The 22686-nt window shown below is 40.3% G+C and carries 23 protein-coding genes and 1 tRNA gene; 10 read left to right on the forward strand and 14 right to left on the reverse strand.

What is annotated here, in order from left to right; all coding sequences use genetic code 11:
• Positions 1–39 precede the first annotated feature (39 nt).
• Genes G7062_RS09880 through G7062_RS09890 form a run of 3 tightly spaced genes read right to left on the reverse strand, consistent with a single transcriptional unit; the run spans position 40 to position 2081 of the window.
• Positions 40–375: a metalloregulator ArsR/SmtB family transcription factor gene (locus tag G7062_RS09880; RefSeq protein ID WP_166065758.1), complete on the reverse strand. Its 336-nt coding sequence runs from the start codon at positions 373–375 to the stop codon at positions 40–42.
• A 58-nt stretch (positions 376–433) separates the two neighbouring features.
• On the reverse strand, positions 434–1207 hold the full coding sequence (locus tag G7062_RS09885) for an HAD family hydrolase (protein ID WP_166065759.1): 774 nt from the start codon (positions 1205–1207) through the stop codon (positions 434–436).
• A gap of 1 nt (position 1208) precedes the next feature.
• Entirely contained in the window at positions 1209–2081 is an 873-nt protein-coding gene (locus G7062_RS09890) for an NAD(P)/FAD-dependent oxidoreductase (RefSeq protein WP_166065760.1), read from the reverse strand.
• Between the two features lie 102 nt (positions 2082–2183).
• On the opposite strand from G7062_RS09890, the gene G7062_RS09895 reads away from it, so the two are divergent.
• The 3 genes from G7062_RS09895 to G7062_RS09905 all read left to right on the forward strand — a co-directional run bounded on the left by G7062_RS09895 (position 2184) and on the right by G7062_RS09905 (position 4500).
• Positions 2184–2642 carry a hypothetical protein gene (locus G7062_RS09895; RefSeq protein ID WP_166065761.1) on the forward strand — a complete coding sequence of 153 codons (459 nt, stop codon included), beginning with the start codon at positions 2184–2186 and terminating at the stop codon, positions 2640–2642.
• A 116-nt stretch (positions 2643–2758) separates the two neighbouring features.
• A complete protein-coding gene (locus G7062_RS09900; protein WP_166065762.1) occupies positions 2759–3709 on the forward strand; it encodes an ABC transporter ATP-binding protein in 951 nt (316 codons plus the stop codon).
• A gap of 2 nt (positions 3710–3711) precedes the next feature.
• On the forward strand, positions 3712–4500 hold the full coding sequence (locus tag G7062_RS09905) for an ABC transporter permease (RefSeq protein WP_166065763.1): 789 nt from the start codon (positions 3712–3714) through the stop codon (positions 4498–4500).
• Positions 4501–4531: 31 nt separating this feature from the next.
• Here G7062_RS09905 and G7062_RS09910 read toward each other — a convergent pair whose 3' ends face one another.
• Positions 4532–6265: an InlB B-repeat-containing protein gene (locus tag G7062_RS09910; RefSeq protein ID WP_166065764.1), complete on the reverse strand. Its 1734-nt coding sequence runs from the start codon at positions 6263–6265 to the stop codon at positions 4532–4534.
• Between the two features lie 226 nt (positions 6266–6491).
• Between G7062_RS09910 and G7062_RS09915 the strand changes: the two genes are divergently transcribed.
• A tRNA-Lys gene (locus tag G7062_RS09915) sits at positions 6492–6567 on the forward strand.
• Positions 6568–6651: 84 nt separating this feature from the next.
• Here G7062_RS09915 and G7062_RS09920 read toward each other — a convergent pair.
• From G7062_RS09920 to G7062_RS09950, 7 genes are all read right to left on the reverse strand, one after another.
• A complete protein-coding gene (locus tag G7062_RS09920; RefSeq protein WP_166065765.1) occupies positions 6652–7485 on the reverse strand; it encodes an undecaprenyl-diphosphate phosphatase in 834 nt (277 codons plus the stop codon).
• A gap of 173 nt (positions 7486–7658) precedes the next feature.
• A complete protein-coding gene (locus G7062_RS09925; RefSeq protein ID WP_166065766.1) occupies positions 7659–8201 on the reverse strand; it encodes a LemA family protein in 543 nt (180 codons plus the stop codon).
• Positions 8201–9106, reverse strand: coding sequence for a DUF3137 domain-containing protein (locus tag G7062_RS09930; RefSeq protein WP_166065767.1), 906 nt, complete (start codon positions 9104–9106; stop codon positions 8201–8203). Before G7062_RS09930 ends, G7062_RS09925 begins: the two co-directional genes overlap by 1 nt.
• A gap of 11 nt (positions 9107–9117) precedes the next feature.
• Positions 9118–9981: an HAD family hydrolase gene (locus G7062_RS09935; RefSeq protein ID WP_166065768.1), complete on the reverse strand. Its 864-nt coding sequence runs from the start codon at positions 9979–9981 to the stop codon at positions 9118–9120.
• A 79-nt stretch (positions 9982–10060) separates the two neighbouring features.
• A complete protein-coding gene (locus G7062_RS09940) occupies positions 10061–10822 on the reverse strand; it encodes a hypothetical protein (protein ID WP_166065769.1) in 762 nt (253 codons plus the stop codon).
• A gap of 81 nt (positions 10823–10903) precedes the next feature.
• The gene (locus G7062_RS09945; RefSeq protein ID WP_166065770.1) at positions 10904–11476 is read right to left on the reverse strand and encodes an Imm64 family immunity protein; all 573 of its coding nucleotides are present in this window, start codon (positions 11474–11476) and stop codon (positions 10904–10906) included.
• Between the two features lie 44 nt (positions 11477–11520).
• On the reverse strand, positions 11521–12084 hold the full coding sequence (locus G7062_RS09950) for an ECF transporter S component (protein WP_166065771.1): 564 nt from the start codon (positions 12082–12084) through the stop codon (positions 11521–11523).
• Positions 12085–12207: 123 nt separating this feature from the next.
• Here G7062_RS09950 and G7062_RS09955 point away from each other — a divergent pair, with 123 nt between their 5' ends.
• The 4 genes from G7062_RS09955 (at position 12208) to G7062_RS09970 (ending at position 15149) form a co-directional block, all read left to right on the forward strand.
• Positions 12208–12957, forward strand: coding sequence for an alpha/beta fold hydrolase (locus G7062_RS09955; RefSeq protein ID WP_166065772.1), 750 nt, complete (start codon positions 12208–12210; stop codon positions 12955–12957).
• Positions 12958–13007: 50 nt separating this feature from the next.
• A complete protein-coding gene (gene map, locus G7062_RS09960; protein ID WP_166065773.1) occupies positions 13008–13757 on the forward strand; it encodes a type I methionyl aminopeptidase in 750 nt (249 codons plus the stop codon).
• Positions 13758–13888: 131 nt separating this feature from the next.
• Complete coding sequence (locus G7062_RS09965) at positions 13889–14623, forward strand: Pr6Pr family membrane protein (protein WP_166065774.1); 735 nt, start codon at positions 13889–13891, stop codon at positions 14621–14623.
• A gap of 64 nt (positions 14624–14687) precedes the next feature.
• The gene (locus G7062_RS09970; protein ID WP_166065775.1) at positions 14688–15149 is read left to right on the forward strand and encodes a GNAT family N-acetyltransferase; all 462 of its coding nucleotides are present in this window, start codon (positions 14688–14690) and stop codon (positions 15147–15149) included.
• Here the strand turns inward: G7062_RS09970 and G7062_RS09975 are convergent.
• Positions 15141–16748, reverse strand: coding sequence for an FAD-dependent oxidoreductase (locus G7062_RS09975; RefSeq protein ID WP_166065776.1), 1608 nt, complete (start codon positions 16746–16748; stop codon positions 15141–15143). The two genes, G7062_RS09970 and G7062_RS09975, sit on opposite strands and share 9 nt — an antisense overlap.
• A complete protein-coding gene (gene ahpC / locus G7062_RS09980) occupies positions 16748–17314 on the reverse strand; it encodes an alkyl hydroperoxide reductase subunit C (protein WP_371741428.1) in 567 nt (188 codons plus the stop codon). The genes G7062_RS09975 and ahpC overlap by 1 nt, the downstream gene beginning before the upstream one ends.
• Positions 17315–17463: 149 nt before the next feature.
• Between ahpC and G7062_RS09985 the strand changes: the two genes are divergently transcribed.
• Positions 17464–18027 carry a glycoside hydrolase family 73 protein gene (locus G7062_RS09985; protein WP_166065777.1) on the forward strand — a complete coding sequence of 188 codons (564 nt, stop codon included), beginning with the start codon at positions 17464–17466 and terminating at the stop codon, positions 18025–18027.
• A 211-nt stretch (positions 18028–18238) separates the two neighbouring features.
• On the forward strand, positions 18239–20878 hold the full coding sequence (locus G7062_RS09990; protein ID WP_166065778.1) for an InlB B-repeat-containing protein: 2640 nt from the start codon (positions 18239–18241) through the stop codon (positions 20876–20878).
• 55 nt (positions 20879–20933) lie between these two features.
• Here G7062_RS09990 and G7062_RS09995 read toward each other — a convergent pair whose 3' ends face one another.
• On the reverse strand, positions 20934–22685 hold the full coding sequence (locus G7062_RS09995) for an ABC transporter ATP-binding protein (protein ID WP_166065779.1): 1752 nt from the start codon (positions 22683–22685) through the stop codon (positions 20934–20936).
• Between the last annotated feature and the right edge of the window lies 1 nt (position 22686).

The following is a 22686-nucleotide window of genomic DNA, read 5'->3' on the forward strand; positions in this document are numbered from 1 at the left end:
CTCTAAAAATAGAAAAATGCGCCTTAATAAGCGCATGTACTATTCTTGGACATGGTCCAAGGCTTGTTTGAATATTTCCATTACATGGCTGTCAGCCAAAGAGTAAAATGAGTACTTACCAACCTTATTCACTTTCACAAGATTCATCTTGCGCAGTGAAGACAATTGGTGCGATACCGCTGATTGTGTCATTCCCAAAACCTCACGCAGATCATCAACACTTACGGTTGCATTGGATAGGATTGTGAAGATTCGCAAACGCGTTGGGTCAGCAAACATTTTAAATAAGAGTGACAAGTCATTATAGTCATCATCGGAATGGAGTACTGCTTTCAGTGAATCCATCTCATGTGCTGTAAGTTCCTTATGGTCCATTGTATCACCTTCTTATATCTATTATAGCGCAGACTTTCTCATTCACCTAATCGAAGGCTCACTTATGGTTTTGAGCCATTGCATGGTGTAATGCATCGCCAACCGACTCCACAATCGTATCGGCATATTTCTTCATCGCATCGACTCCATTGCTCATAACATACCCATAATATGCTTTAATCATCGGCAAATCATTGAAACTATCACCAACTGCGTACACACTGCCTTCCAATTGGTAGTGGTCAACAATCTTAGCAATACCGGTTGCTTTTGTAACGCCTGCAACACCTACATCGACATTCTCAACATTTGGAAAGGATACGATGCCTTTATGCTCATACAGATCATTTATCCGGTCCGACAATGCAATGGCTTTATCACCACCACTTGTGTGAATGTAAAAGCCACTGGTCCCAGCCTTTACAATTTCTTCCAATTCTGTAATCTCAATATTGGGTTCAAATTCGTCAAGGGCATCTTCATTCCCGTAAACACGGCACAAACGATAGCCATCAGTCACTCCATAAAATTCAATACCGAAATCATCAATCGTTTGTATCATTTCACGTGCCAAAGACTCATCCATGCTGGACGCGAAAATTTCTTCAAGTTCATGTGTTAGGACAGCACCGCCATTAATTCCAATGACAAAATCAAAGGGAATGCCGTATTTTCTCATTTCAAAAAGAATTGAATCGATGCTTCGTCCTGTGCATATTCCAAATTTATGGCCTTGCTCACGGAAGGTTTCAATTGCATTCAAATCATAATGTGTTACCTCATGATTCTTAAATAATGTTCCATCAAAGTCACTCACAAATACATGTTTCACACTACATTCCTCGTTTCTTATGGCGAATATACGCAATCATAGCATACCCCGCAATGCAGCCATCCGAGACGGCCTTCGCAATTTGTTGAACACCCGGTGTACAATCTCCAGCTGCGTATAAACCGGGAAGGTTGGTTGCCATTTCTTCATCAACAACAAGACGACCATTTTGAACCTCAACGCCTAATTTTGTGGCAAGGTCAGTGGAACTTGCTAAACCAATGGCAATAAATATGCCATCCAGATCGAGTGTTGCTTTTTCAAGTTCTACGCCACCCACTTTTTCTTCACCATATACTGCAATGACCTTGTCCGTTATAATCTCACAACGCGGATCAAAGTTACCTGTTGGCGCTTCACCATTTGTGAGGACATAGACCTTCTCAGCAATTTCCACAAGTTCTGCCGCTTCACTGGCAGCGTAATCCGCACTCCCAATAACTGCTACAGTTTTCTTACGATAAAAAAATCCATCACAGACTGCACAATAGGAAACACCTTTACCATTATAGTTTCGAATCTTTTTAATTCGCGGAATGTTGCGATGTGAACCGGTAGCAATAAGCACACTCATTGCTTGATAGGTTTCTGTTGTTGTACGGACACTGTACCCTGCTTCATCAAAAGCAATGGATACAACTTCATCACTAATTACAGGAATACCCAATTGTTCTGCTTGATCAATGCCACGTTCAATCAACTCGGGACCGCCAATTGATGGAAAGCCATAAAAATTATCAATCACTCGGGCTTGTTCACTTGCACCAATTCCTTTACCGATTACCAGTGGATCTACATTTCCACGTTTAAGATAGACTGCAGCCTGAATCCCAGCTGGTCCTTTTCCTATAATTAATGCGTCTGTTTTAATCATTGCCCATCGCTCCTCATTCGTTACCTTATTATATGATAACAGGGAGTACCCTTCAAGCGAAATTGAAAAGCCTGTGGTATTATAAAATAAAAGAGGAACACGATGAAATCAAAAGACGGATACATCATAAATCAAGGACTGACACAACACATTCATAACGGAAGATATGATTCTGCTTACAATGGTTGTGGATGGATTGCTGCTTATAATTTTCTTAAAATAAACGGTGTTTCCATGCGCTCGGAAAAAGTACGAACACAACTTCGCCTCATAATGAAGGGGAAATTCGGTACAAATCCTTTTTCACTCTATCGCTTCTTACGTAGAAATGGTTTCCCCGTTCAGCGTACCTACAGACTTCGTAAAAGCAAAAACTATAACTCTGGGATCGTACTGTACTTTACAGGAAAGACCCTACACTACGTTGCATTTTATAAGACATCCGAAGACACCTATCGATTCTTGAATGCCACATATGGCTTGGAAAACGATATCCGAGCGTTCCCGCAATTTATTGATGAATCCACGAAATTTCCACTTGGAATGATATTAAGTATTTAAGCCACATTGTGGCTTTTTTTTCTGTCAAAGAAGAAATCCAATGATATGTCTTGACAAAGGTCGTTTACAACTGTAATCTATAGATGTGTTTACAGTTGTAAACAAGGAGGAACCTTATGGATAACATTATTCAGGTTAGGAATTTATCAAAGCATTACACAAAGAAGAATGGGGAAGTCTTCGAAGCCGTTCGTGGAATTGACTTCGATGTCCGGCGTGGTGAAATATTTAGTTTCCTTGGACCCAACGGTGCAGGAAAGAGTACTACAATCAACATGCTTACAACACAAAAAATACCAACATCAGGAACCATAACAATCGATGGCAAGTCATTACTTGATGATCCAATCTTTGCACGCAGTAAAATTGGTGTTGTTGCCCAACATAACAATCTTGACCGTGGCTTAACGGCTCGGGAAAATCTAATCTTTCATGCTCAATATTTTGGCATGAATCTCGCTGATGCCAACCGCAAAGCTGACGAGCTCTTGGAGCGCTTTGGGTTACTGGAATGGCAACACGAGTATGTCAAAAGTTTCTCGGGAGGAATGGCACAACGTCTTAAAATTGCCAGAGCAATCGTTCATGACCCTGATGTACTATTCTTAGATGAACCGACTACTGGACTCGATCCAGCATACCGAAACATTCTGTGGGAACAAATGATAGCACTCAATAAAAAGGGAACAACCGTTTTTCTCACAACACATTATATGGAAGAACCCGAACAATTCTCTGATCGCATTGCGATATTTAGTAATGGTGTGATTCAAGCCATTGGCACGACAGAAGAACTCAAAAAGTTGACTCCTTCAAAGAATATTATCACGATTGCTTTGGAAACACTTGAAGATTACACACTCAATCAAGCCAAGAAACAACATGGCGTTAATGATGTTGTACGTCACAACGAAACAACCATGATTCTCTACATGGATGATCTTGAGAATACATCGACCATTCTAAATTGGGTTAACACTCTTGAAATCACCATCAAAAATTTTAGTGTTAGTTCCGCAACACTTGACGATGTCTTTGTCCATTTGACAACTAAAGGAGCCAAATAATCATGACACAAAACCACAAATGGTTAACATTCAAAACAATGATCAAACGTGACCTCTTAATTCAAGCGCGTGATAAAAATGAATTTATTTTCCGCGTCGCGATGCTTCCACTTATCCTTATCTTTATTTATGGGTTCGTCTTGCCTCGTATTGGTGTTGTATCCTCCGAATTTGCAGCAAACATGTTCCCCGGAATGGTGGGCATGTCCCTTCTCTTAACAGGCATTCACGGTACCGCAGTACCACTGACAATGGATTTCAACAACTCTCGCGAGATTGAGGACCGTCTCCAAGCTCCTGTCGATACAAAATACATCGCACTTGCAAAGATGTTTGTAGGAATTGTGGAGGCATGGATTGGCGCGTTAATTGTCTTACCCATCTCCCTTCTCTTTATGAGTCAGCATTTATCGTTTACATTGGCAGGATGGGACTTCGTTGTCTTATTTGGAATCTTGCTCCTCGCTTCGCTTGCATCTGCTTCACTTGGGCTCCTAGTCGGCACAATTGTAAAACCAATGCAAATTGCAGCAATGTTTCCAGGATTCCTGATGCCATTAGTATTCACTGGGGCTATCTTCTTTACATGGAACGCATTGACACCTCTTCTACCTGTCAAGATGTTTGTTCTTATCAATCCTCTCGTTTATATTAATGAAGCACTCCGTGGCATCATGAACAGCAATGTTACTTCAATGCCTTTCATTATGAGCATTGGTGGTATCGTATTCTTCACTGTTGTTATGAGTTCATTGGGATTCAAGAGATTTATGAAATTAGCAAAGGCATAGAAAAAGGACACCGCAAGGTGTCCTTCATCAATTATTTACGTTTCTTTTGAATCGCTACTACTGCAAGACCAAGTCCTACAAGCAAGATTCCACCGCTATGGCTTGCAACGCCTGTTGCAGGCAAAGTAGGCCCTGGAGTTGGTTTCACTTCCGGGGTTACCTCTGGTTTTACTTCAGGGGTTGGATTGACACCATTAGGTGTCCATGTTGCTTTTAAGAGCATATTTCCATTGACAGCGTCAGTTGCAAAATTCCACGCAACACCATTGTACATCCATCCACTGAATGTATAGCCAGCTTTTGTTGGCACAGTTGGTGCACTAATCGTTGAACCTGCGACGATATTTTTGAGTGGCGCAACAGCACTTCCACCATCTGAGTCAAAGCTTACTGTATAGGATAAGACAACAACTGGGTTCTCTTCCCACACTGCAACAAGTGTCATATCACCCATTACTTGGTCACTCATAAAGTTCCATGCAACACCATTGTGGGTCCATCCTGTTAAGGTATAGCCATCTTTCGTTGGCATTGGTGGTTGAATTGACGATCCTTCCGCTACATCTGTAAGCGGAAATACTTCGCTTCCGCCATTACTATCAAATGTAACAGTGTATGTTGGAACCGGTAATTGTGATACGCCATATTCATAGTGAATATCCAATTTATGTCCTGTCATCCAATTTGCGGGTGGCCAATAAGGAACAAATTCAGGATTATCAAATGGATCACCATCCATTTCAAATGGATATGCCCCCAATTTGTCATGACTTGCTTCGTCATTTAAATATAATGTTTCACTTACTGTAGGGTTCTTCCACTCAGGATTATTGTTTCCCGAGACAAAGCCAACAGATGCACCCGATGTAACGGAACTGCTTGGGTTTACATCCTGAACTGGACTGCCGAAATCGTCAACATGGTAGAATGCACCAATATATGTGCGTGCTGGTAAATCTTGAGTAACAACATAACTGTCTGTTTCATAGAAAACAGAGTCAGCTCCGAATATTCCAAGATGTGATAATTCTCCAGTACGTCCGCGTTCTGTTCGAGTGTTACCAACATTGTGACGGCTTTGGATTAGAATCGGTGTATTCTTCATCGCACTGATTCCTGTAGAAAGATTATTGTATGCAAAGAAATCTTCTTTTGATTTGATTTCTGTTTCTGTTTTTCCTACTGGTGATGGATTTTCACGATCTTGACGGTTCATGTATGTCGAGATTGTAATACTACGTGTGATTTTCTCACCAATAAGTAATTTAACAGTATACTCATTATTTACACCATCATATGCAGGAACCAAACTCTTCAATCCATCAATTCGTACCATGACGATATTTGATGTAGGAAGCGCAAGTCCATGCTCTGTATTTAATTGAGCAACTGATTTATAATAGTCAGAGAAATATTCATCATAATCAACGTACCCTGACTCGGTTGCAACCAAATCATAGGTATTATAATCACCATAGTAGTATTCAATATTTACTTTGGGACGGTGACGTGTAATGGTTACCGAATCCAATTCGTATAAGTCACGACCACGTGTAAATGTTGTAACATCTTCACCAAGATGATTGATAAGTAAGTTTGTGTTTGCATCTAATGCGATGCTTTGTGTAGACCCCATTGGGCTATCTTCAATATTCGCTGACGATTCAACATTAACAGCATCAGTTTCATCTGCATTAATACGCAGCGATCCAATTCCTATAATTAACGTTAACGCAACGAACAAGGGCATGATTCTCTTGTACATTGTGCCTCCTTGGATTGTTTGTTTAATTTAACAATCTTCACAAGCATATAATAACAATACACAAACCACATATTCTTCAAATGTAATGAGAATGGCTATCAATGTCATGAACGTACCGTTTTCTATCATATCGATGTTTTCGTGCAATTTAGTTTCCGCAATTATTTCTTGATTTTACCAAATAAGTATTGAATTTTAACACCATAGCGTTATAATATACTAGCATGCTCCGTTAGCTCAGTCGGTAGAGCAACTGACTCTTAATCAGTGGGTCCACGGTTCGAGCCCGTGACGGAGCACCAATGATACATTTAACCACCTAAAGGGTGGTTTTTTCATGGTTAACACTCTGCATAAGAAAAGACAGCACTTCGCTGTCTCTTTTATTATTTAATAAACGCAAACACAATCAGTACAACGATTCCCAAGGCAATACGGTACCAACCAAATACTTTGAAGTCATGTTTTTTAATGTAGTTCATGAGGAAGCGAATGGCAAAGACAGAAACTACGAATGCTACGACCATTCCAACAATTAATAAGATTGCCTCTTGGAACGTAAATGCGAAGCCCATTTTAACAAGTTTTAGAAGGCTTGCTCCAAACATTACGGGAACTGCCATAAAGAACGTAAACTCTGCTGCAACATAACGTGACACACCAATCATTAATGCACCTACAATAGTGGCTCCTGAGCGTGATGTTCCTGGGAAAATTGCTGCGATCAATTGGAACACACCAATGATAATTGCCGTTTGATAAGTAATTTCTGATATTTTTGTAATCTTAGGTTTTCGACCCTTGTTGCGATTTTCTACAACAATAAAGAATATACCAAATAGAATTAACATGATTGCAACACTTGTTGAGTTGTAGAAGTATTTGTTGAACACGTCATCAAATAGAATACCGATAACCGCTGCAGGCACACATGCTACAACAATCTTCATCCACATGCTGAAGATTTCCGGGGAAATTGTCACACCATTTCCTTTGCGTTTAAACGGCCACAACTTATTCCAGTACAGTACAACAACTGCTAATATCGAACCCAATTGAACAACAACTAGGAAAACCGACATGAACTGTTCGCTGACCGAAATTTTCAAAAATTCATCCACAAGAATCATGTGTCCTGTGCTACTAATTGGCAACCATTCTGTAATTCCTTGTACAACACCTAGAAATATTATTTTAAGTAAATTAATAAAAAACTCCATAAGTCCTCCTCATTAATACAACACTTCCTAAATTCTACCATAATTACAATTGAAGTACGATATTCATTCGTACTTTCTTTGTTACAGTTTTGTTAGGAAGCAAGTGAATATATCTTCAATTCTATCGACACTGAATGAATGCATCATTCTAATAAAAAACACACTGAGTGTGTTTAGTCTTGCAAGTCAACAATAGGCAAAGCATGTTCAGCTGCCTCTGCTTCAAAGAATACTCCTGGCTTCATCTTAACGGTTGCATTAAAGAGTGTCCCTGGGAACGTTGAAATCGCAGTATTCAACTCAGCAACCTTGCGATTCAGCAATCGGCGTGCGGCTTGGAGGTGTTCTTCAACATCAACTAATGCTTTTTGTAAATTTAGAAATTGTGTGTCTGCCTTCAAGTCTGGATATGCTTCCGCGATTGCAAGGACACGATTCACCACTTCATTCATTTGTTCATTGTAGGTATCGCGATTGATCAATGCTTCATTGCGTTTCGTTACAACAAGTTCAAGCACACGCTTCTCGTGTTCCATATAACCCTTAACTGTATTTACAAGGTTGGGAATCAATGCAAATCGTTTTGACAAAGCAACATCGATACCTGATGATGCTTCTTGCATTTCAATATTTAACCGTTTCACACGATTGTAGAAACCAATATACATGATAACGATGATTCCTATAATTGCGAGCAGTATCCAAATAAATTCCATTATGTTTCCTCCTTAAACAACGTATTGTCCAAATCCAATTCCGTGATGATTTCTTTGATGACGCGAACATCCATCGCAACTGCACGGGTGTAGTCAATGTCGATTTCTCCAAATAGTGGTGCTTCGAACGAATCTCGACTCGTATAAAGGGCCAAATACAAGATGCCCTTACGAATAACAAGACTGATTTCACACCCAACTGCTTGCCGTAATTGTTTTACCTTATTCATAAAATGCGGTGTAAAAATATAAAATGCTTCATGTTCGTCATTGCTGAATGTCACAAACATTTCGTTGAATTCTGTATCTTCAAATTTCATTTTGCGAGAGCCGTCTGTACGTCTGCCCTTTGAGAACTTATTCCACATTCCTGCATCTCGGATTCTTACATAATTATGCGATGGCTTATGAAAATCAAAAACATAGACTTGCCCTTTAAAATAGGTGATTGTTGTGGTTGTCTTGCCTGACTGTTGAACATTTTGCGACAAGACATCACAGCGTTCAAAATCAACGCCTTTATAATTCCCTTTCATCAGGTCATTGGAACTGAATCGATTCCCCGTATCAATAACCCCTGTTTCAATCATAAGATCTTTACCTAATCCCGATTGGGGATTAAAGGATACACCGTTAAATTCACGACTGAATACCTCAAGCATAATATAGTCTTTAACTTTACTGCGATATCTTTTTGTACAGCTGTGGGTATACATAATGTATAAGCCCACATTGATGATGAGTGCTAAGAAGAAAAGTCCAAATCCCTGTTGGACTGCACCGGTAAGAAATGAGAATAGCATTAAAACAACACTCGCGATCCCAACACATGTTTGGATCGTGATTGCTCGGGATAATGCTTTGCGTTCATTTGCTACATAGTGGTTCAGTGCATCAGTATCCATGTTATTTTCCTTTACTTCACATCGAGTGTGTTGAGATAGTGTTGGTAGTCAAGAACTTCCTTTGTATTGACTTGGTTGATGATTGCCTTGATAAGTGTATCAAGGTGTTCCCCTTCACGATAGTCAGCTGCAGCAAAATAGCGAATACGGTGTTCCTTTATCATGCGGTGTACTTTGACCTTGTCATTTGTATAGGGATTGTATACACCAATTGAGTGTCCACCATTCATATTAACCAAGCGCATGCAGGGAATATCAGTATCACTGTCGCCAATATAAACCATTTGAGAAAAGGGAACACGGTGTTCACCGGGTTTATAATAACTGTTGACTTCTTGATCGTTTACATCTAGCACGCCTTTTTCAATGCGAAATAGAAACTGCGTTTTGTTGGTATAGTTAATGGCTTGTGCAGGCCAAACGGCAATACCTTTTTCGTCATAATAAAATGATGACGCATAAATTCGTTTGAACACGCCTTCTTTTCCAAGTACGGTGCCTTCAATCATTTCCTTCAGCCCCGAGGAAATAATGTAATGTTCTACATCAACCCCCATGATGTCACCATATTTATTAACACGGTCAAACCATGATTCGACACCCGGAAACAATTCAATTTTCGCACCATAGTCTTCCATGCTTTTACGATCAAAAACGTGTTTCCCCCGTGCTTCTTCAACCATCTTATACATGTAAGCAAGGTTGGTATCCATATCATTTTCTTCTGCCATGCGATTTACCTCTTGCCAAAAGTCTTGGACATCATAACCCACCGATTGAATAAATCCTTGGGCTTGCATGTCATCTGGTGTTAAGGTTTTATCAAAATCATAACATATTGCAATTACAGGTCTGTCTTCAGGTTTTCTTCTCATTGTATTACCTCTACTTATCACTATTCTACCATTTCTGATGGCTGATTGTTAGCGAAAATAAAAACCAGCCGAAGCTGGTTTACTGAATCTTGAAGCGTGAGAAATTGGGGAAATCTAATTTGACCGCGTCATCAAATCCATTGTATTTAACAGATAATTTCAACTGGATTGGTAGATTATCCGGTCCACCTTTGAGTGCAATGCTTGCAGTCAATGTTTGGAAATCAGCAGTTTCATTGATATCCATCACAAAAGAAATATCTTCAATGCTTAATTCCATTTCTTCGAGATAAGATGCAAAGACTGTGTTCAATCCCGCAACGGTCTCTTTTGTTGAGTCATTGACTGTGTATTGATACCCAGTGGCAGTTCGTTTGGCTTCCATTCCAGCAATTGCATCTGTTGTTAATTGCAATTTGTTAATATCAGTCAGATTAAGAATTGTATTCATCGTCGGCACCAATTCCTGTGATCGCTCGCCAATTACAAAACGGCTGGGTTCAACTTGGTCACCATCCTCATACAGAACGCCATCATGTCCGTAAAGGTTAACACCCATACTGACACCATGAGATCCTGCTGTAAATTTCGCGATGAATTCGAGATCATCTACAGATTTAAGTATTTTATTTCCTTGGTAAGAACCCGTGAAAGTCATGGAATCTCCAAGTGGCAATCCTTCCATTTCTACATCCAAAGTGACAGCAACATCCATTTTCTGATGGTTTTGATGATTTTTTAATGCATCGTTAAAGACAGCAGTTTTATCAAATTCAGCAGGCTTTGCTGCACATCCAACAAGAACAAGTGCAGAAAGTACAAGTGCAAGTAATTTTTTCATCTCAATTCCTCCTTGTACGCTCAGTATAGCATTGCGTAAAAGTAGGAACATGACACATTTGTAAGGTAAGAAAAAAAGTGTCTAAGACACTTTTTGAGTCGGACGTTCTGTGAAACCATCCACATACCATGCTGCATAAGCGGTTGTACGATCGTGCATTTTGAGAATTGCATACGGATTGTAGCCAACTTCAAGCAACCGTTCTTTCGTATACAAGAACTCTGCTTCATTATCGCAAAATATATAACTATACGTAACACTGCGGTCAATGGCTTCAATAAAATCTGTGAGGATTGATGTCACTGCTTCTAAATCTTCGAGAGTGCGGTCTTTAAACATACCCTTGTCTGCGATTTCCAACTTCATCACAGCAACATCCGATTCGTTTGTTAAACTCAAACGTGCTTCAACAACACGTCCACCTAAATCTAACATCATATCCGCATACGACGTGCGGTAGGTCAAGTAATCAATCACATCATACAGACGGCCTTCAATTGCTTCATGTTGCCAGTCGTTGAGATCGCCATCCTTTGGGTAGGTCACCACAATTTCTTGTGCATGATTCTCCAACAAATCCATAATATTCTCTAATTCATTTGCGAGTGATTCGTCGTTCTTTAAGACAACACCCAATCCAATATAAGTATCCATACATAACCTCATTCTTTGTGCGTAAATTATAACATATCTGTCAATTACTTTTTAATAACGCGGCGTAATGCCATAACGGTTGGTGTTACGATGAGAACCACAATAACACTCTTTATCAACGTGCTGGTTGAGATTGCACCAATAATCAGACTCACTGCGCTGTTTCCAGATTGCTCTAAAATTGCTTGTGCATAAATTAAATAGAGCATCGTATAGACTCCGAATGTATTGGTTAAATTTCCCAACAAGGTCGAAACCATGATACCAACCTTCGAATCTTTCTTGAAGAGACGACTTACATAATAGGTTGTCACTGGGATAAGTACTCGTGGTAAAACGGAAATCAATGGATTTGCGAAAAAAGGATCCAATACAGAGGTAGGCGAAATTATTGCAATAAACATTGACGTAAGTGCAAAGGATAACGACACCATAATCCCTTGTTTAAGTCCCAAAACAAGCGCCGCAACAATGGTAGGAATGTGGGCGATTGTTACACTGACAACAGGAAGGCGCAGCGTTCCCAAGGGGGTAAACATCATGACGACTGTAAGTGCCATAAACATCGTCGTTACAATCATGTTCTTTGTTTTTCCAGTTTGATTCATATAACCCTCCATTTTCATGTCATATTATAACGTATGTATTCCTACTTTAAAAGACATAGACACCTACCTTCTTTATAGGATACAAACATCAATTCGTGATACACTATTATGAGGAGGTATCTTATGAACATCATTATCAACGAACATACTCTCAATGGATTCAACTACCTGGAATTGATTGATACCACATGTGTCGACCAACCAGCACCCCTTGTTTTCTTTTTGCATGGTTACACCAACAACAAAGAACTTTCAATAATTAGCGGTTACAAGTTAGCTCGAAATGGTTACCGGGTTATCCTCTTGGATGCAAAATACCATGGTGAACGTCGCATTAACAATCAACGCGTTCCTGAATATCGCTTGCCCGAGATTATCAATCAAAGTCTCAAAGATATCGATGCAATTCATAACGAGCTTACAACACGAAACCTGGTGATTGTTGGCCGTGTTGGTGTAACAGGAGAGTCATTGGGTGGCATTACAACACTCGCAGCACTCACACAATTTAAATGGATTGATGTTGCTGTATCACTGATGGGTACACCCTCAATCTATCAATTCTTCAAATCACAATTACAACACCTGGATCTAGGTGAAGTTACCAAGAAAATTGGTGGTGCAATAATTACCGGTCTTAAAGACATTGATCTTAGCCGTCATCCTGAAACGCTTGCCGGACGCAACGTACTCTTGTGGCATGGTGATGTTGATCAAACCGTTCCTTATTATGACGACTGGGCATTTTATAAGACTGCGAAGCACCATGATTATGGTACCAACCTGTCATTCGAATTGACCCATAATGTGGGCCACTATGTTGGCCGTGATACAACTGATATGATGGTTGCCTACTTCAAAGCAAACTTATAGTACATAATTGCTAAAAGTGGCGTATAATAAATTCTAGAAATGAGGTACTTATGATTTCAATTAAATCACAACGCGAAATTGAAGGCATGTACGAGTCGGGTCAACTTCTCGCACGTATTCACGAAGCACTTCGCGATTTTATTAAAACAGGTATTACAACACATGATATTGATCAGTTTGTGCATACAATGATTACCGAGAATGGTGGCATTGCTGCTCAAATTGGTTATGAAGATTATCCTTATGCGACATGCATTAGCGTCAACGACGCGATGTGTCATGGCTTCCCTACCCACGATAAACTGAAAGATGGCGACTTGGTTAAAGTTGACTTTTGTATCGATTTACGCGGTTTCCTATCCGATTCATGCTGGGCATACAGTGTCGGTACACCTTCAGATGCTGTACGGAAACTTATGGAAGTCACTGAAAAAGCTCTTTATCTTGGGATTGAACAAGCTCAAATCGGAAATCGTGCAGGTGATATTGGTCATGTTATGGACACCTATGTAAAACAGTTTGGCTACAATATGTCACTTGAGTTCTCAGGACATGGTCTGGGACCCACGATTCATGAACCCCCAATGATTCCTTTTGTGGGAAAACCGCATACAGGAGCACGTCTTAAAGAAGGCATGGTTATCACCATTGAACCTATCGTGAACGTTGGTTCACCCTATGCCACGTTGGATGACAATGGATGGACAGCACGAACAACAGACGGAAGTCTCAGTTGTCAATATGAGCATACCTTGGTAATCACCAAAGAAGGCCCAAGAATTTTAACCTTACAAAAATAGTGAAGAATGTGCGGTGTTGATGCCGCACATTCTTTTTTGTAACCGCAATTGACCATCTCATGCCACCACACCCAATCTCAATAAAGAATAGCGTAGAATGAGACTATTGTTTTATCGCAATGGAGGTTATTATGATACACAATCGAAAAATCGCTTTACGGTTTCGAATCGTAAGTTTTGGGTTCGTTTTACTTGGACTCTTGTTAAGTATGAAGGTCTTTGAAGGGCAATTACATCTTGCACAATTTATGTACTACACCATTCAAAGCAACTTCCTCGGGTTAGTTTTATTTGCACTGCTTATTTTTAAGACACAGCGAGAACGCAGACATTTTGGGGATGATGGGAGTGCGAGTTACTACCCACGATTTGAAATGGTCGTTGTTATTGATTTACTGCTCACGCTCATTGTTTATTGGGTGATGCTTGCACCACAATCCTTCTCAATGGACGCCAATACAAATCTGTTTACGCTAAGTAATCTCACCGTCCATCTGATTACACCCCTACTTTGTCTTGTTGATTATGTATTGTTCGCAGATTCTGGACATCTAAAGTATCGCGATGTATATGCGGTATTAATCTATCCACTTTGCTACGTCCTCTTTTCATCAGCAGCTGGTTTGCTTGGTTATGTTTATCGCATTTCAACTGCAGACGGGCTGCCGGTTCGTTTCCCCTACTTCTTTTTTGATTTTGATCGCATCGGAATGAAGTCTCTTGGATATATCGCAGCATTGGTTGGTTTCTTTCTTGTCATCAGTCATATCTTTTACATTATTGATCACCGCTTTAGAAAGCCAGTGCTTATTCCCCGACCACACACTTTGAATTCCGCATTCCAAAAGAAAAGTAAGAAATATTAGATAATGTGCAATGACACCGTCTGTCTCACATGATAGGATGGAGTTGTAAGGGAGATTATTTATAATGGATTTACTCACAATAAATGAAGAAAACTTCGCTGCTGTTTTAAAATGCGAAGTCAGTCCGGAGCAAGCGAAGTATGTAGCTCCCAATGTAAAAAGTCTTGCCGAGTGTTATCTTTACCGTAACGATGGGGTGATGCCTTTTGCACTAAGTGTTAACGGCACCATTGTTGGCTTTGCACTTTTAGATATTGATGATGAGGAACGCGATGTGACAATCTGGCGCATTATGATTGATCACAATCATCAAAATAAAGGCTACGGACGCCAAGCCATTGAAAAAATAAGTGCATGGGTCATCATCAACACGCCCTATCGGGATCTTTATATCGATTATGTACTTGGCAATGAGCAAGCGAAGCATCTCTATGAAAAAATGGGATTCCAACCCGTGCGTATTAATGAGCATGGAGAACAAGTGATGATGCGAACACTCGAAAAGAAAGGAGAAATCTTAAATTGATTTCTCCTTTTCTATTGCATCTAAAATCTCATCCATTGTCTTTGAACCAAAGACAATGTTTTTATTATCGATTAAAATTGCAGGTACACTCATTATTTTCTTGGACTTCATCCATGTTTGAAAGATGCCGGTATCAACCATTTGTGCTGACACCTTTGGATTGATTGATGCAATCCTTTGACAGCTCGCAACAACATCTGGACAAAAATGGCAAGTTAATGAAACAGCAATGTCAAGCGAAACCTCTGGAAGTGCTTGAATGCGGACGCGTTGACTCTCAGTGATTTCTTGCCCAGGCCCGCCAATGTTATAAATTCCCAACACTAAAGAATTTAACTCATGCCCACTGGGAATTCCTGCATATGAAATACCAGTACCCTGCAGTTGAATTCGTGGAACAAAATCTGTTTGGTTGTACGTGACTTCACCCCGTTCAAGATGGTCACTCAAGCTTACAAACTCGTCAACAAATGAGAGCATTTCTGAAGATTTTTCACTTTGGTCAAGAAACAAATCCAAGTGGACGGTTTCATGGAGCCTTGAAAATATTCCCGACAGTTGGTTGCGGATTGTTTCACTAAACCACATTCCCGTCTTTTCGAGTTTTGGTGCATCATTAACGCGTTCCTTAACAACACGTGGTTGCGAAACAATGTTGTGCTTCTGTTTGTACTCGGTGATGTATTTTTCAGCTTCGGTGGCAGCAATTGCACCATCTGAGACTGCAGTTACAATTTGGCGAAGATGCTTAACACGAATATCTCCGATGGCGTAAACCCCAGCAATATTCGTTTCCATGGCTTCGTTTGTAGGAATGTAGCCATCTTTTTCAATTTTTACTTTACCACTGAAGATGTCACTTGCTGGTTTGGTTCCTGCAAAAACAAACATTCCAAATCCTTCTTCAGCATCGAATGATGTCTCTTTTCCAGTCTGATTGTTTACAAATTCAGCATGGGTGAGCATTCCTTCTCCATTAACTAATTTTACTTCTGTATTGTAGGTTATCGCAATATCTTTATGAGCCTTTACACTATCTGCGGTTGCTTTCGCGGCTGTAAAATCTGGTTCGCGAATAATCATATGAACTTTTCGCGCAAATCGCGTTAAGAATACAGCCTCCTCAGCGGCAGCAAATCCGCCACCAATTACGAAGATATCCCGACCCGTAAAGAATTCGCCATCACATGTGGAGCAATAGGCAATGCCTTTTCCACGATAGTCTAATTCCCCAGGAAATCCAATTGTACGTGGTGATGCACCAGTCGCAATCATCACAGCATAGCCTTTAATAACACCACGGTCAGTCTCTATCACTTTAACCCCAGTATCTAAGGATACATCACTGACGGTTGCTGACTTGAATTCAACACCGAAGTCCTCTGCTTGTAAACGCATTTCCGTCATGAGTGCCTCGCCTTGAGTGTGACGCATCCCAGGATAATTTACGATATCTGTTGTGGTTGTAACTTGGCCACCCCAGCGATCTTTTTCAATAATGAGAACATGTTGACCCGATCGTGCGGCGTAAATTCCCGCACTCAAACCAGCAGGTCCACCCCCAAGAATGACGGCATCATAAATCAAGTCGGTGCTCATTAGATTTTCCCTACAAGATCCAAACTTGGTTCAATAGTATCTTCTCCCGGTTGCCAGTTTGCTGGGCATACTTTATCTCCATGTTCGGCAACAAATTGGGCAGCCTCAACTTTCCGTAAGAGCTCCTCTGCGTTGCGACCGATTCCCATATCGTGAATTTCATAGGCCTTAATTTTTCCTTCAGGAGAGATAACAAATGATCCGCGATATGCCTGACCTGCTGATTCATCCATCACCCCAAAGAAGCGTGCAAGTCCACCCGTTGGATCAGCAAGCATTGGATAACGAATCTTACCAATTGTATCTGTTGCATCTGCCCATGCTTTATGAACAAAGTGCGAATCACACGAAACAGAATATACCTCACAATTGTTATTCATGAATTCTCCGTAAAGGTCTTGAAGTGCTCCTAATTCGGTAGGACATACAAATGAAAAATCCGCAGGGTAGAAAACCACAACTGACCATTTTCCCAACATATCTGTGTTGGATACACTGATAAATTCCCCATTTTGATATGCGTCCACACGAAACTCTGGTAATACTGCATCGATTAAGTTCAACATATTGAATACCTCTTTTCTATCAAAATCTTAACACTCGCCACCCGATCAGTCAATAGTGATTATCACTATCACATAAGTCTCAACATTCTCATATTTTACACACTTCAAGTTTTATCTTTTGATATGATATCCACAGAAAAGGTGATGTCATGAAACGAAAAAAGCGAAACCAACACGATACAATCAAACAACTCCTTGCCCTTGCGGTATGTGTTGTTGCTTTCTTCATTGTTCTCTTTACCTATGAATCTCACAAAGAGCCCAGTTCTGAGACGCAATTCATCACATCAATTGCGGATGCAGCAATTGTCTCTGGAAAAGACTCAGAAATTCTTCCCAGCATTATTATTGCGCAAGCAATCCTTGAGTCAGAGTGGGGACGAAGTACTTTAAGCACTGATGCAAACAATTATTTTGGCATCAAAGGTTCCTACGAGGGTGCATCAGTCGAAGTTGCAACAACTGAATTTTATGATGATGTTGAACATGATATCTACGATGTATTTAAAGTCTATCCTTCAATTGAGGCCTCAATGCGCGATCATGCCCTACTTTTAACAACAGAAAATTACAGTTCAGTTCGTTCAGCAACCTCCTATACTGAAGCTGCCATTGCTCTACGAAACGCTGGCTACGCAACCGATCCCATGTACGCTGAAAAGCTAATTGATATTATTGAATCATACCGCCTCTTTATCTATGATACACAATGACGCATCATTTATTTGTGTGTTGATTATTTAGTTTGTAATGAAATGTATGTTTTATGTAATGAACAGCCTTTTGTTCATATTTCTTTATAATATTTATAGATTATACGTCTTAAAGACCTAGTTTAGTGGATATAAACGAGGGCTTTGTTATGATTAATAGGTAGGGTACGTGCATTTTAGTACCGAACTTTGAAATGGAGGACGTATTTTTATGAAGAAAAAGTTCACAATTGGAATCTTTTCACTCGCGCTTGTATTGGGTTCTGTAATGGTTCCACTTATGGCGGAAGAAGCTGACATCGATTCCTTACCGGTCAACGATGTACAGGAGAGCATCGATGAAATTACAGAGGAAGTAACAACTGAAACAGTTGTAGATACTCCCGAAGTTGTCGAAGAAGAAGCAGTGGATGCTGCAGTGGATATACAAACGATTGATGTACTTGACAACGAATCTATCAGTCCAGTCGTAGAAGCACCCGTTAAAACACCCCGTGCTACCACAATTGATGATTATGCTGGACTTGTCGCAGCACTTGCTAACGCACAAGGTGATGCAACACTTGTTATTAGCGGTGGGAGTCGAATTGTTTTAAACGATTCACTTAAAATCAATACTGCAAAAGTAACATCTCTTGAATTTGTTTCCAGTGATGGTACTGAAGTGGTGTTTATCAATGCAAAAGATAAAAAGCATTTGGAGACAACAGGGAATGGATCACTGAATCTAACCTTTACAAATGTTGTCTTAAGTGGAAATCGTGAAACGGGCTTAACAGGTGGTGGTATTGCAATCACATCATCAACAGGAAATCATATTATCAATGGTTTGGTAGTCCGTGAAAGTACTGCTAAAGGATGGGATGCTGGTATCTTGCAATATACTGCCCTTAATGGCGGGTCACTGAGTGTTGTGGACGCAACATTTACAGGCAATGTCATTCCCGATCGCAACAGTGCAAGTGCAGCTATTATTATGGTAGATCTTGCCAATGGCGCAAATGCTTCCTTTACAAACATTACAATGGATCGCAACGAAACTGTCAATCAAAATGGTGCAGCAATTGGATTCTATAATAAAGATGGCGTTGTCACTGTCGATGGTTTACATATATCCAATCACAAAGCCAGCAGCATGTCAGGTGGTATGAAGTATACAGGCTATACAACTTCAACACTAACACTAACAAACAGTAGTTTTAAAGATAACACTAATATTGAAGGAACGGCTGGTGCACTTAGCATCAAACAAACCGCACAATCCAATGTTTCAATTACAAACACAACCTTCACCAATAACTACGCACACCGTGGTGGTGGGGCAATCATGCTGAATGCTGATGGAAGTGCTACAACAACGACGCTTGATAATGTAACATTCGAAAACAACAAAGGGGGATTGATTGAATACAATCCCGAAACTGGCGAGCAAACAGGACTTCCAAGTTCTGGTGGTGCGCTCAACATTGTACAATCATCCGGTAGAACGACACTTGTCATCAAAAACTCACGTTTCTTGAATAATACAGCTGTAACCGGTGGCGCTATTGCACTTAGCAATAATAATGGCGGAATCACCGATCTTACACTGGAAGACAGCATCTTGAGCGGAAATATTTCTGATTATCATGGTGGTGCAATTGATTTCAGTTATGGAACTGGCGAAAACATCCCCGGCCTCTTTACAATTCGCAACACCGAGATTACAAACAACACAGTAACCGGACGTGATACCGGTCCTGGATACTACGAAGGTGGCTACGGTGGTGGTATCGCAATCACTGGCTACAAAGAGTATCCCGATGTTCTTGTATTGGATGGGGTAACATTCAACAATAACACTTCGCTATACCCTGTGGTTTGGAACCTTAATGCTGAAAGTTCAAGCCTGTTGCAAACTTCATATCGTAACAATGTGACCGACACGACATTCAGTCAGTCATCTCATGCATTCCTTGCAGGATACAATAACGCATTTAACGGCGATGATGTCTATATTGATTATGATGGTATTGCATATTTTGATTTGAATCCCGAGACAATTGCAGATTTAGATCTCGAAAATTATACAGAAATGTCACATTATAATTTATCGTTTAAAAATGAGTTAATTCTTGAACCCATAACACCAATCTCTGCAAATTATACATTCTTAGGTTGGTATAACGAAAGTGATGTACTGTGGGATTTCGCAACAACCAATCAAACAGAAACACATCAATATTTGCACGCAAAATGGGAACGCAAACCTGAACCTGTAGCTACATACAATGTTTCATTTGATTTAAATGGTGCAACATCTGCACAACCAGATGCACAAGCGTTAACAGCCGGAAGTACAGTTTCTCAACCGGTTCAACCAGTGCGTGATGGATTCACATTCCAAGGTTGGAGTACAACTCAAGATGGAAGTGTTGGCTTATGGAACTTCGCTACAGATACAACGCCTTCAAGTAACATGACACTCTTTGCGCAATGGAAACCTATTGCGACAACATCATACAATGTATCGTTCAACTTAAATGGTGGCGACGGTATTGCGCCAGCATCGCAAGTCATTGATGCAGGCGCATGGGTAAGTCAACCGTTCACAGTATCCCGTAATGGGTACACGTTTATCGGATGGAGCCAAAACGCTCAGCCAGGAAGTCCTCTTTGGGATTTCAAAACAATGACCGTAAGTTCTGACATGGTACTCTATGCACAGTGGCAACCTGTCACACCAACACAACCAACGACACCCGAAAAACTTCCAAGTACAGGATATTCAAATGGACTTCCAATATTCGGATTACTGACAATTGCAACAGGACTTAGTGTTCTTGCATTGAAACGTCGTAAAAACAATTAACCAGGCATGGCCTGGTTTTTCTTTTGGCAAGAAAAAAAGAACTCCCAAGGGAGTTCTAAGATTCAAAAACAAATTGATTCTCATAGAGTTCAGCATAATGTTGTTTTGCTGCTAAAAGTTCGTCATGCGTACCTTCTTCTATGATACGACCATGTTGTAAGACAACAATCTTATCTGCTTCAAGGATCGTTTTCAGACGGTGAGCAATTACAAAGCTTGTTCTACCTTTTGTAACTTCATCCATCGCTTTTTGGATTTGATGTTCAGTTACCGTATCAACATTGCTTGTTGCCTCATCGAGAATGAGTAAATCTGGATCGACAATCATTGTACGAGCAATACTAATCAATTGTTTTTGACCAACACTCATACGACTGTTGCTTTCGCTGACGATTGTTTCGTAACCATCTTCAAGCGTCATAATAAATTCATGAATATGAGCGCGTTTTGCAGCAGACTCTACAGCCTCCTGGCTTGCCTCAGGATATCCAAAGGCTATATTCTCACGAATCGTTCCTGTAAACAGAACAGAATCCTGAAGGACAATCCCAACATTTTTACGCAAACTCGGCAATGATATATTGCGAATATCGCGGCCATCAAATGAGATAACCCCTTTCTCGACATCGTAAAAGCGATTGAGAAGATTCATGATCGTAGTTTTACCAGAACCCGTATGGCCTACCAACGCAACCATTTGCCCTCGTGCAGCGGATATGTTGATGTTTTGTAGTACAGGTTCACCAGCGTCGTATTCGAAGCTTACATTGTCAAGAACAACCGTTCCCTCAATGCCATCAATCGTCACAACATCAGGACGGTCCACTTCATCCGTTTCCTTCAGAATTTCAAGAATTCGGTTAGCACCCGTTACGGCCAATTGGATTTGCGTGAATTGTGATGCGAGTTGCGATAGTGGTTGGTAAATCATTCGAACATATTGTGTATAGAGAAACAGTGTTCCCGCCGCATCCGAAATTGGCAAGCGTCCTTCCAATGTCATCCACGCACAGTAGAAGATAACAATCCCAGTTGTAATCATGGACAACCCTTGCAATGTTGGAAACAGAATATTGGAATAGAGTTGACCTTTAAATGTTGCTTGGTACAAGTTCTCATTGTATTCAACAAACTCTTTTTTGGTCTCTTCTTGAAGTCCGTTGGCGATAATAAGTTTTTGGCCAGAAAAACGCTCGTCGGCAAATCCATTTAGTTCCCCAACACGTTTTTGTTGGATTGTGACATATTTCTTTGCTTTAAGAATAATCTTCACAGCAACAAACACAATAATTGGCGATGTTGATAACACAACCAAAGAGAGTTCCAAACCATTCATCATCATTAAGACGAGTGTTGTCCCCAACATAACAATGTTGGACATAATCTCATGAATCGATTGGTTGAGTGTATTTGATATATTGTCGAGATCACTGGTGAATCGAGCGAGTATATCCCCATCATTAGACTTATCAAAGAACCGAATTGGTAACCTTTCAAGTTTCGCAAAGAGGTCTTTACGCATTTCATGTGTTGCATCTCCAGCAATTTGCGACATAAAAATATTTTGGACGACGCCAAATAACCATGATAAGATTGCAAACAAACCCAGTGTGAGTACGGTTGTCTCAAAAGCAGATTTGTCAGCAAATCCCATGATGAAGGCACCCAACTCATTAATACCGTCACTGATGATATCAGGCATGCGAACAACAAAATATGTGCTAACGAAAACTCCGATGAGGACCAAGAGTAATTTAAACTTAAACTTTTTAAGATAGTTCCAGAAATATTGGATTGAATTATTCATA

Source organism: Erysipelothrix sp. HDW6C (assembly GCF_011299615.1).
Taxonomy (GTDB): domain Bacteria; phylum Bacillota_I; class Bacilli_A; order Erysipelotrichales; family Erysipelotrichaceae; genus Erysipelothrix.